At 41.8% G+C, this 10,670-nt stretch carries 9 protein-coding genes, 9 tRNA genes and 1 other RNA gene; all 19 read right to left on the bottom strand.

Annotation, left to right across the window (positions count from 1 at the left end; all coding sequences use genetic code 11):
- The 19 genes from J7K93_13150 to J7K93_13240 all read right to left on the bottom strand — a co-directional run bounded on the left by J7K93_13150 (position 1) and on the right by J7K93_13240 (position 10,008).
- The gene (locus J7K93_13150; GenBank protein MCD6117957.1) at positions 1-1,224 is read right to left on the bottom strand and encodes a competence/damage-inducible protein A; all 1,224 of its coding nucleotides are present in this window, start codon (positions 1,222-1,224) and stop codon (positions 1-3) included.
- 4 nt (positions 1,225-1,228) lie between these two features.
- Complete coding sequence (locus J7K93_13155) at positions 1,229-1,684, bottom strand: phosphatidylglycerophosphatase A (GenBank protein ID MCD6117958.1); 456 nt, start codon at positions 1,682-1,684, stop codon at positions 1,229-1,231.
- 13 nt (positions 1,685-1,697) lie between these two features.
- Positions 1,698-2,315, bottom strand: coding sequence for a CDP-diacylglycerol--glycerol-3-phosphate 3-phosphatidyltransferase (gene pgsA / locus J7K93_13160; protein ID MCD6117959.1), 618 nt, complete (start codon positions 2,313-2,315; stop codon positions 1,698-1,700).
- Positions 2,316-2,329: 14 nt separating this feature from the next.
- Positions 2,330-2,944 (bottom strand): recombination protein RecR, encoded by a 615-nt coding sequence (recR, locus tag J7K93_13165; GenBank protein ID MCD6117960.1) that lies wholly within the window; start codon positions 2,942-2,944, stop codon positions 2,330-2,332.
- Between the two features lie 26 nt (positions 2,945-2,970).
- The gene (locus tag J7K93_13170; GenBank protein MCD6117961.1) at positions 2,971-3,300 is read right to left on the bottom strand and encodes a YbaB/EbfC family nucleoid-associated protein; all 330 of its coding nucleotides are present in this window, start codon (positions 3,298-3,300) and stop codon (positions 2,971-2,973) included.
- A gap of 27 nt (positions 3,301-3,327) precedes the next feature.
- Positions 3,328-5,034: a DNA polymerase III subunit gamma/tau gene (gene dnaX / locus J7K93_13175; protein ID MCD6117962.1), complete on the bottom strand. Its 1,707-nt coding sequence runs from the start codon at positions 5,032-5,034 to the stop codon at positions 3,328-3,330.
- 25 nt (positions 5,035-5,059) lie between these two features.
- Positions 5,060-5,328, bottom strand: an RNA gene (ffs, locus tag J7K93_13180) — signal recognition particle sRNA large type.
- Positions 5,329-5,338: 10 nt separating this feature from the next.
- Positions 5,339-5,411 (bottom strand) — tRNA-Ala (locus J7K93_13185).
- A gap of 73 nt (positions 5,412-5,484) precedes the next feature.
- Positions 5,485-5,569, bottom strand: a tRNA-Ser gene (locus J7K93_13190).
- Positions 5,570-5,693: 124 nt separating this feature from the next.
- Positions 5,694-5,784 (bottom strand) — tRNA-Ser (locus J7K93_13195).
- Between the two features lie 6 nt (positions 5,785-5,790).
- Positions 5,791-6,240, bottom strand: a complete 450-nt coding sequence (gene tadA, locus J7K93_13200) for a tRNA adenosine(34) deaminase TadA (protein ID MCD6117963.1) — start codon at positions 6,238-6,240, stop codon at positions 5,791-5,793.
- Positions 6,241-6,291: 51 nt separating this feature from the next.
- Positions 6,292-6,365 (bottom strand) — tRNA-Arg (locus tag J7K93_13205).
- Between the two features lie 32 nt (positions 6,366-6,397).
- Positions 6,398-6,470, bottom strand: a tRNA-Glu gene (locus J7K93_13210).
- A 30-nt stretch (positions 6,471-6,500) separates the two neighbouring features.
- Positions 6,501-6,574 (bottom strand) — tRNA-Arg (locus tag J7K93_13215).
- Between the two features lie 10 nt (positions 6,575-6,584).
- Positions 6,585-6,655, bottom strand: a tRNA-Gln gene (locus tag J7K93_13220).
- A gap of 95 nt (positions 6,656-6,750) precedes the next feature.
- The gene (locus tag J7K93_13225) at positions 6,751-8,178 is read right to left on the bottom strand and encodes a glutamate--tRNA ligase (protein ID MCD6117964.1); all 1,428 of its coding nucleotides are present in this window, start codon (positions 8,176-8,178) and stop codon (positions 6,751-6,753) included.
- 44 nt (positions 8,179-8,222) lie between these two features.
- A complete protein-coding gene (locus J7K93_13230; GenBank protein ID MCD6117965.1) occupies positions 8,223-9,590 on the bottom strand; it encodes a 4Fe-4S binding protein in 1,368 nt (455 codons plus the stop codon).
- A gap of 209 nt (positions 9,591-9,799) precedes the next feature.
- Positions 9,800-9,891: transfer RNA gene (locus J7K93_13235), tRNA-Ser, on the bottom strand.
- Positions 9,892-9,924: 33 nt separating this feature from the next.
- Positions 9,925-10,008: transfer RNA gene (locus J7K93_13240), tRNA-Ser, on the bottom strand.
- Between the last annotated feature and the right edge of the window lie 662 nt (positions 10,009-10,670).

A 10,670-nucleotide genomic window follows, 5' to 3' on the forward strand; every position in this document is an offset into this window, starting at 1 on the left:
CTATTCCAGATATCTCCTCACCATATCAAGCACAGCAGAACATGAACGTTCTTTATTAACAAGCCGGTCTTCCCCGAAAAAATGCTCTTCACACTCCTCAAAATCTTCAGTGGATATTGCAGTATAAACAAGCCCCACAGGCTTTTCAGGAGTTCCGCCTGACGGCCCTGCAATACCTGTTGTAGAAATGCCTATGTCAGACCCCGCTTTTTGCCTGACGTTTCTTGCCATCTCAAGAGCAGTCTCTTTTGAAACAGCACCGCGGGTTTTCAGCGTATTTTCATTTACTCCCAGCATTGACATCTTTGCCTGATTGCTGTAAACTACAACACCCATGAGAAGATAGGCTGAACTCCCTGGTATATTTGTTAATTTATGGGATACCAGCCCGCCTGTGCATGATTCTGCAATGCTGATTGTCATTTTTTTATTCTTTAAAAGCTCCGCAACAACGTCTTCTATAGTACGATCGGAAAAAGCATATATCTTTTCCTTAAGGCGTTCTTTTATAAAATCTTCAGCATCATGTATTCTTTTGGCAGAATCTTTGCCTGATGCATAAATGTAAAGCCTCACTCCGGTAGGATTCGGAAGAAATCCAAGTGAAATCTCAGGAAAGGCATCTTCAAATCCTTCTATTTTTTCTGCAATATGCGACTCGGCAATTCCCAGAGTGCGTATAATTGCCAAAGATGCTTCGGGGATTCCAAACTCTCTGTTAATAACAGGCACTGCGCCTTCTTCAAACATCTTTTTCATTTCATGCGGTACACCAGGGAAGAAAAAAAAGAGAGTTCCCTCCTTTTTAAAAACCATGCCTCTTGCAGTGCCGAGTTCATTCTCAATAAGTTCAGCATCTTTGGGAAGCATAGCCTGCTCTCTGCTTGTTTCATGAAACTTCAGATTTCTCTGTGCCATCCATTTTTTTATTTTATCAAATATTTCAGGATAAAAAACAATAGGGGATTTGAAAAAATCAGCAGCAACTTTTTTTGTCACATCGTCTGCAGTAGGGCCGAGCCCTCCTGTGACAATTACTATATCAGCTCTTTTGCAGGCATTGGACAGTGATTCTTCTATTTCACTGTTTTTGTCAGCAATAGTTGTTATCCAGCCTACATTATGCCCCATACTTGTAAGTTTGTCAGCAAGAAAAGAGCTGTTTGTATTTACAACAATGCCCTTTAAAAGTTCACTTCCTATGGAGATTATTTCAGCATTCATTTTTTTATCGGAAAATAAACAGTATTAATAGCCTCAGAACAATATTTGCATATACTCCCGCAAGAACATCGTCCATCATAACTCCCCAGCCTTGGCGTAAATTCTGACTTTGATCCACCGGAGGAGGCTTGACAATATCAAAAATCCTAAATAAGACAAATCCGCAAATGACTATAAAATAGATATTTACATCTGGAATGAAAAGATAAGTTACCCAAATTCCGACTAATTCGTCAATATTGATAAGCGAAGCATCATGGCCGTATTTTTTCTCTGTAATTGTTGCAGCCCACACTCCTGTAAAAAATATAATAACAGTCAGGGGAAAAAGGACAGTCCCCCTTAACCCAGGACAAAAAAGATATAAAAGTGCCCCGACTAAAGAACCCATTGTACCTGGTGCAACAGGGCTGTGCCCTGTTAAAAATGTTGTGGCAACAAGATGTGAAATTTTTTTCACAGCAGGATCTTTCTCAAGTTTTTGACGGTAAAAATATTTTCAGGACATCTCTTTTCATATCTGTTATACAGGATCTGTTATCAAAAATGTATTGAATAGCAGAAGCTAATGTAATCACTGTAATAAAAAACATTACAATATTAATGAAATGTACTGCGGAATGTCTATTGAAAATCCATTCATATTCTTTTATAATTCCGCCCTCGGTAAAAAGGTAGTAAAGGAAAACAAAATAGAGGAGTACAATCTGAGAAAAAGTTTTCACTTTGGCAAAAGCACTCGCAGCAATCGATTCCCCCCTGTAGATTGCATAGGACCGCAAAATTGTGATAATAACATCACGGATTATAATTACAATCACCATCCACCATGCAAAATATCCAATAACGCAAAAGGATATGAATCCTGCAGATACTAAAATCTTATCAGCAAGGGGATCCAGAAACTTGCCCCATTTTGTCACCACACCAAACTTGCGCGCAATGTATCCGTCATACCAGTCAGTAAGTGATGCAATTGCAAATACTGCGAATGAAAGCCAGTGCATATAAGTTGTATCGCAAAAAAGCAAAAATACAAACACCGGAGTTAATATTATTCTTAAAACAGTTAATTGGTTTGGCAGACTCATAATCCCACAGACTTTTATTTGTTTTTTGATTGTTCCAAATTCACACGGCCTTCCAGAGCTTTCGCAACTGTAACAGCATCATTAAATTCCAAAGATCCGCCAAAAGGTATGCCTCTTGCGATCCTTGTCACCTTCACACCGCTTTTCTCAAGTTTTTTTGCAATATGAGCAGCAGTCATTTCTCCTTCCATTGTAGGATTTGTAGCAAGTATAATCTCTTCTACTTCTCCATCAACTCTGGAAAGTAATTCACTGATGTGAAGCTGATCCTCTCCGATCCCGTCAAGAGGCGAGAGTACGCCTCCCAGAACATGGAACAGCCCTCTGTAAGTACCGGACCGCTCGATTGCAAGAATGTCTTTGGGCTCCTCAACAACACAAATGATGCTTCTGTCCCGTCTTGTATCGCTGCATATTGAGCATGGATCTTCCTCTGTAAGATTAAAACAGATTGAGCACTGGCCTACATTTTCATTTAAATCCAGAATAGCTTTTGCAAGCCTCTCACTCTCTTCCCTGCCCTGCTTTAAAAGATAGAATGCCATCCTCTGTGCAGATTTTTCACCTATTCCGGGAAAACGGCTGAATGCCTCTACTAATTTACCAAGTACCTTTGATGCATATTCCAATCTAATACTCCGCAATCTTCTTAAACTTACATTCCCAATCCGGGAATATTTAATCCTCCGGGCAGGCCGCCAAGCAAACCTCCTGCTATCTTCTGCATCTCTTCGTTTGCCATCTCTCTTGATTTCTCAAGCGCCTGATTAACAGCAGCTGTAACCAAATCTTCAAGTATTTCTACATCATCTTTATCAACAACTTCAGGATCTATTTTAACAGATACAATATGCTGTTTCCCGCTTGCACACACTGTAACCATACCGCCCCCTGCACTTCCCTCAACAGTCATCTTGGCAAGAGCCTGCTGGACTTCTTCCATCTCTTTTTGAAGTTTTTGAAGCATCCCGAACTGAGCTGCCATATTTTTTTTCATCTATCTATTCTCCTGTTAACTTACAACATCAGCACCGAACTCATCTACTATCCTCTTCAGAACAGGGTTCGATTTTGCCATCTCGGACAACTTCTTTTTTTCTGCATCCGGCTGCATTACAGCTCCGTCCTGAGTAACATCCTTTTTAATGCATGTAAATGTTACCCCTGTTCCAAATACATCCGCAAGAACCCCGTCAACTACACTGCGGGAACGCAGGATTGCATCTATGTGGAACCAGTTCGATTCCTGAAATGCTATTTCAATAACATTATCCTCAACATTGGTAATCACACCATCCTGAATAAAAGATCCCACTGTAATTGTTTTATTCTTTATACTATCTACTACGTCATCCCATTTTGCTTTTACATCCTCTTGAGAAACAGATGGTTTTACTCCGGCTCTTTTTTCTCCGGAATTATCACGGCTTTTTTTTTCATCCTGTTTTTTTTCTTCATTTACAGGCTTGTCTGTCTGCTGAATGCCGCTTTTATCCTCATTCCCGTTTAAAGAATAGCTTGCCTGTTTCTTTACATCAGAAGCAGGCTGAGGTTGATTACTTATACTTTTCGGATCAGCATCATTTACAGGTATACCTTTTAAACGTGAAAGCAGATTCTCAATAGTTACTGTACTGTCCATTTTAATCATCTTTGCAACAGCCATTTCAAAAAGCACCCGTTTCTGAGAGCTCCGCTTCATCCTCTGCTGAAGTTCATCAACAACTTTTAAAAGCCTGAAAAGATCGCCTTCTGTAAATTTTGTGCCTGCATCTTTATAATCTTCTTTTGCCGATTCAGGAACATCAACAAGAGCTTTTACCCCTGCATCTCTTGCAATAAGAATATTTCTGAAATGTTCAATAAGGCCTGATACGAACTCGCCCACATCATAGCCGTTTCTGATGATCTCTTCTACGATATCAAAACCTTTTGCAGTATCTTTCTGTAAAATTGCATTTGTTAATTCAAAATACCGCTCTCTTTTAATTAGGCCGAGGCCTTGAATTACATGCTCAGCTGTAATTTTCTCATTGTGATATGAGATCATCTGATCTAAAAGGGACTGGCTGTCTCTCATGCTGCCGTCACCTTTTAGCGCAATAATTTCCAATGCCTCTTTTTCAATTTCTATACCTTCTTCAATGCAGATATGCTCAAGATTTTGAATAATATCTTTAACAGGAATTCTTCTGAAATCAAACCGCTGGCATCTTGAAATTATTGTAGGAGGAATCTTGTGGGGTTCGGTTGTTGCAAAAATAAAGAGTACATTTTCAGGCGGTTCCTCAAGTGTTTTTAAAAGAGCATTAAAAGCCTGCACAGTAAGCATGTGCACTTCATCAATAATATAAATTTTATATTTACCCTGAGCAGGGGCATATCTGACATTTTCACGTAAATTTCTTACTTCATCTACACCGTTATTTGATGCACCGTCAATTTCAAAAACATCAACATTTCTGCCCTCTGAAATCTCCCTGCACGCAGAACACTGATTACATGGTGTTGAAGTAGGGCCATGTTCGCAATTCAGCGCTTTTGCAAGAATTCTTGCTGCACTTGTTTTGCCTACTCCTCTCGGGCCGCTGAACAGGTAAGCATGGGCAAGCCTGCCTGTTTCAATTGCATTACGGAGTGTCCTGGTGACATGCTCCTGAGCAAGCAGATCATCCCATGTTTGCGGACGCCATTTTCTTGCTAATACTCGGTAGCTCATTTGCTCCCTCTGTCAAATAAAAAGGCTGTGCACCCTGCTTCGGCTCTCCTTTTCAACGGTTTGTAAACAGCAGCCAACTCCATCCAAGTGTCCCCGCGGCACATGGTACCTCTGCTTACCGCTGCTACCTTCCGGTCCTGACGGGGTTCAGCAGTTTCCCATTGCGCAGGACTCAGATTATCATCGCCGCTTACTGACACAGACCTTTGGCGGTTAGAACCTCAGTCAGGGGATTCAACCCTGCTATAGCGGATTGCAGGTTACAGGACACCGCTAATTCCCCGTCTAGCACAGCCAATACCTGTGGAGCAGAGCGGGATCGAACCGCCGGCCTGTACGTTGCGAACGTACCGCTCTCCCAACTGAGCTACTGCCCCGGACCCAACATACTATTCAGCTCTTTCTGAATTGCGTCTGAATCCTTCCGGTTTCATCCTCGAACTGAAATTGCGGAGAGGGCGGGATTCGAACCCGCGGTAGCATTCACTACACACGCTTTCCAAGCGTGCACCTTAAACCGCTCGGTCACCTCTCCAGAGAACACTTACTTTCTTGTCTTTTTCAGTTCAGGATTTTCTCCCCATTGATATGTAATGGAAAAAATTCTGCTTATATTATATATTCAAAACTAATTCTGATTCTTAACTTTTCAATTCTATTGGCGGAGAGGGTGGGATTCGAACCCACGGTTCCTAAATACGGAACAACGGTTTTCGAGACCGCCCGATTCAACCGCTCTCGCACCTCTCCCCTTATTTATTCCGTTTTCCCTCTGGAATTCCGGATTTCCTTAAAAAAAGAACTCAACAGGTTCGAAGACTCCTCAGCCAGAATACCTGAAATAAGATCAACACTGTGATTAAGCCTGTGATCCTGAACAATATTGCGTAAAGAGGAGCAGGCTCCTGCTTTTGGATCCAAAGCACCGAACACAAGCTCTTTAATCCTTGCCAGCACAATAGCTCCTGCACACATAGCACACGGCTCCAGCGTTACATATATTGTACAGTTTTCAAGGCGCCACGATTGGAGAGTATTAGCAGCGGCAGAGATGGCAACCATTTCGGCATGAGCTGTCGGATCCTGCAGGGTTTCTGTCTGATTGAATCCCTTCCCTATAATCCGGCCATCTTTTACTACCACCGCACCAACCGGAACTTCCTCTGCATCACATGCTTTTTCAGCTTCCAAAAGGGCACGACGCATCCAATATTGGTGCCTGTCAATTCCGCTGGGTGTAGGATTCCACATAATTTGTACGCCCGGAGGGAGTCGAACCCACAACCTCCTGATCCGTAGTCAGGTGCTCTATCCAATTGAGCTACGGGCGCTCCTAAGAACAAAACCCTTAATAAAAAAATAGTAGCGCGTATGGGAGTCGAACCCATGTTACCGGCGTGAGAGGCCGGCGTCCTAAACCACTAGACGAACGCGCCATTTCCCGAATGACAGTCTGACATGACCCGTACGCCCGGAGGGAGTCGAACCCCCAACCCTCTGATCCGAAGTCAGATGCTCTATCCAATTGAGCTACGGGCGCCAGTAAATTGCTGGGGAGCAGGGATTCGAACCCCGATACTACGGTCCAGAGCCGCATGTCCTGCCGTTGGACGACTCCCCATTAAAATAGCAGTTGGAAAATATAGAAAGTTTACTATTAAAAGTCAAATATTTTTTCTATTTTTTCAGGACTTCTTTGCGCTGTTTTTTTTAGGCCTATTGTACTTCAGTATCAAGATGATTCAGGGCTCTCTCCAGTCTTTTTATTGTTGTCTCTTTACCGAGAAGTTCTATAACTTCAAACAGGCCAGGGCTCTGCCCTTTTCCTGTAAGAGCGAGCCTGACAGGATGTATGTACTTGCCTGCTCCGACATCTTCCTCTTGAGCAAGACTGCGGATTTCTTCTTCTATTGTCCCCTGATTCCAATCATCAATATTTCTTATTGATAAAAGTACTTTCCGAAGCCTCTCTTTTACCCCTGCTTTTGTCCAATGTTTCTTTACTGCTTTTTCCTCGTACTCTTCAGGATCAATAAAAAAGTAATATCCGGATTCCACAAAATCTTCAAAATCCTTAACCCTCTCTTTCATGATCTCCACAAAACGAAAAATATATTCATCATTCTCTTCAGTTGCCAGATTATTTTTTTCCAAAACAGATTTCACATTTAACACAAGTTCGGCCGAGTCCATATCCCTTATGTATTTGCCGTTAAACCACATCAGCTTTGCCTCGTCAAATACTGCGGGATTTTGTGAAACACGGTCAATTGAAAATGATTCTATAAGCTGATCCTTTGACATTATCTCTCTGTCATCTCCCGGAGACCAGCCGAGCAGAGCAAGATAATTTACAAGTGCAGAGTGCAGAATTCCCTTTTCCCTGTACTCTTCCACTGATGCAGCTCCGTGGCGTTTTGAAAGCCTCTTTTTATCCGGCCCGAGAATCATGGGGATATGCGCAAACTCGGGAATATTCCACTCCATTGCCTTGTAGATAAGAATCTGTTTAGGCGTATTGGACAAATGGTCATCGCCCCGAATAACATGAGTAATTCCCATATTGTGATCATCAACAACTACTGCGATCTGATAAACCGGAGTACTGTCGGAACGAAGAATTATAAAATCATCTATTTCGCTGTTGCTTACACTCACTTTACCCCGCACATGATCAATAAATTCAGTCTCCCCTTCTTCCACTCTGAATCTTAATACATAAGGGTCCCCTCTGTCCATCCTTGTTTTCCGCTCTCTTTCAGACAGGCCTCTGCATTTTTTATCGTACATGTATGATCCGGATTGTTTTCTTCTCTCAGCAAGCTCTTCCTGAGTACAAAAACACGGATATGCATAATTTTTTTTCAGCAGTTCCATGCATACGGATTTATGCTGTCTGCTGTTCTGTGACTGCATAACAGGTTCGCCGTCCCATTCAATACCGAGCCATTTAAGGCTTCGTAAAATCTGGTCAGTCATCTCTTTGTCCGAACGCACTGTGTCAGTGTCCTCTATTCTCAGGACAAATTCCCCGTGTTCATGTTTTGCATACAGGTAGTTGAAAAGGGCTGTTCTTGCTCCGCCAATATGAAGATAACCTGTAGGGCTCGGAGCAAATCTTACGCGAATATTTAAATTTTGCATAATATTTCCCGGATTTTAACAGAAGTTCGTTTCATTTTCTTTTCTTAAAAAATCCTCCATGCGCAAAGGGCAATTAGAAACATTCCTCCGTACACAAGGGATGCAGAAACAGAAACAATTTTTGATGCAAGATTTTGATGCTGCTGTTTATTAATTACCATCAACGAAAGAATCAGGCCGCCTGCAGGCAGTAATACTGCAAACAGGCTGATTAACGGTGATATTGCATGAAGTGCGCTTTTATCTAAAACTTTTGTGTGATCCATCAGCATCCGTGCTGTTTCCACGCCTTTATAATCAGAAAACACATAATCCCAATACGGTATTCGCGATGTAGTTTTTAAAATTGCTTTTAAAAGATGCATACTCGCTGTTATTGGGAGAATGGCGAGAACAAGCTGGTTAAATGATTTAATCCATGTTTCCCGGCCTGCAGTTCTTTTTATTACCGCTAGAATAGTATAGAGAATTACCGGAATTAAAAAAAACAGGACAAAAGCCTTTGCTGTACCTGCCAGCCTGCCTGAAATGTTCAAAGAATGATTAATCCAGTTTGGAATTGCCGCTACTATTCCGTTACTTATATCCCATTCTGATAAAACCTCATCAACAACAAATCCGCTTACCATAATAAAAAAGCCGATTTCCGCCCATGTAAGTTTTATGTCTTTAAACAGATCTGCCGCAATTTTCCTTTTTGTGATAGCAATATTGTTCTTTGTGCAGGATTTAAAGCACTGTCCGCATAAAATACAGGTTCTGTTATCTTTTATATTTGCAGGATAAAGGCCCGATGTGCATGACCGTCCTGTAAATTTATAACTGTTTTCTTCAGCTATACAGTCTTTTGTTTTACAGTTTCTGCAGACATTCGGATCAATTACACGCAGCTGTTTGAAAGAGAGCAGAGAATACAACCCGAGCAGATGCCCCACAGGGCAGATATGTGTGCAGAAAGTACGTTTTTCCCAGATCAGCCCCGAAACAAGTGCAATCGCAAACAGGGTGATCATATATACTGCCATATATTGAGGTATACGGTGAATCGTAAATGTATGTATCCCGATAATTAATATTATAGAATAAAATAATGTGATTACCCACCCCGATTTCAAAAATTTACCGGGTTTGCGTTTCAGCCCTATTCTCCCCGCAAAAGAAGTAACAAGCTCCATAGGGCAGATACTGCACCAGAATCTGCCGAACAGCACAGCAGTTACAATAATCAGAGGCCACCAATAGGACCAGACTATCAAATTGGGAAGATTGGTATTTCTTAAAATTTTTGCAAAAGCGGGGTCATTTGTAAAAATCCCTATTGCACCGTAAATCAGTAATGCAAAAACAAATAAAGTAAAAAACTGAATTACAGGTAAAAAATATCTGCTTCTAAAAAACCTGTTAAGCCGCATTTTATTACTCCGTAATAATCATTATCGGATTTTGATTAATATCCGCCGGCATCCGGAATGTAAACAGTCTAACCTTCTGTCTCAGCCATTGGCCTGATTGGTGGACTCGATTTTTAAAATATATAAGGAATCTATCAAAATCAACTGTTTTGCAATATAAAACAAGAAGCCCACATTTGTTCAAAAACAGAACATAAGCGGGCCAAAAGCGGAGAGGGTGGGATTCGAACCCACGGTAGAGGTTTGTGCCCCTACAACCGCTTAGCAGGCGGCTGCCTTCAGCCGACTCGGCCACCTCTCCGAACCACAATAATTTTCTTTTCACGATTGCTTGCGGAGGGCGGGAGACTCGAACTCCCAAGGGCGCAAACCCGGCGGTTTTCAAGACCGCTGCCTTACCAATTAGGACTAGCCCTCCGGGCATCATGAATCGTGAAACAGGTTTAAATATACAAAACCAGAAATAAGAAATCAACGTTTTTCTTTATTCCTGCAGCAGCGACATTGTCAATATATTCTTTTGAAATTCACGTTTTACCCGCTTCCCATGGATGCCTCCCGATTCCATCGGGGTGAGCATGACAATGGTTAATTTTTTTGCCGGCATCTGAAAATTTACGCCATCTGCGGTACTCCGGGGGGTGTCATTCCCGCATGTTTTTAGCGGGAATCCAGGGGCGGAGGTGAAGTGTGCCCTGAGCTTGTCGAAGGGCTATGGATTAGAAAAAAAGGTATAGGGTATAAAGGAATACCACGGAAATATTTTGCCGGCATCTGGAAATTTCCGTTAAAAAAATGTTGAAAAACGAACGCCCGGAAAGGCAAACTGTTTGAACCCGATTCTCTTTAAAAAAAAATATAATAATAAGAATCGGGCGAGTTTTTGCCTTTCAGAGAGTTTTTTGACATTTTTAGGAAATTTTCGGCAGCCGGCGTTTTTTGGGCACTTTTTTTTGAAAAAAGTGCCGTACATAATCTTAACAAATCAATAGATTAACCGTTAAAGACTTTAACAACCCGGAAGCAAAGCTGCCTTTTACGAGGGGTTAATCATAAATTTATGTAACCCTCCACCCCACC

The organism is bacterium (assembly GCA_021158245.1).
Taxonomy (GTDB): Bacteria; Zhuqueibacterota; QNDG01; order QNDG01; family QNDG01; genus QNDG01.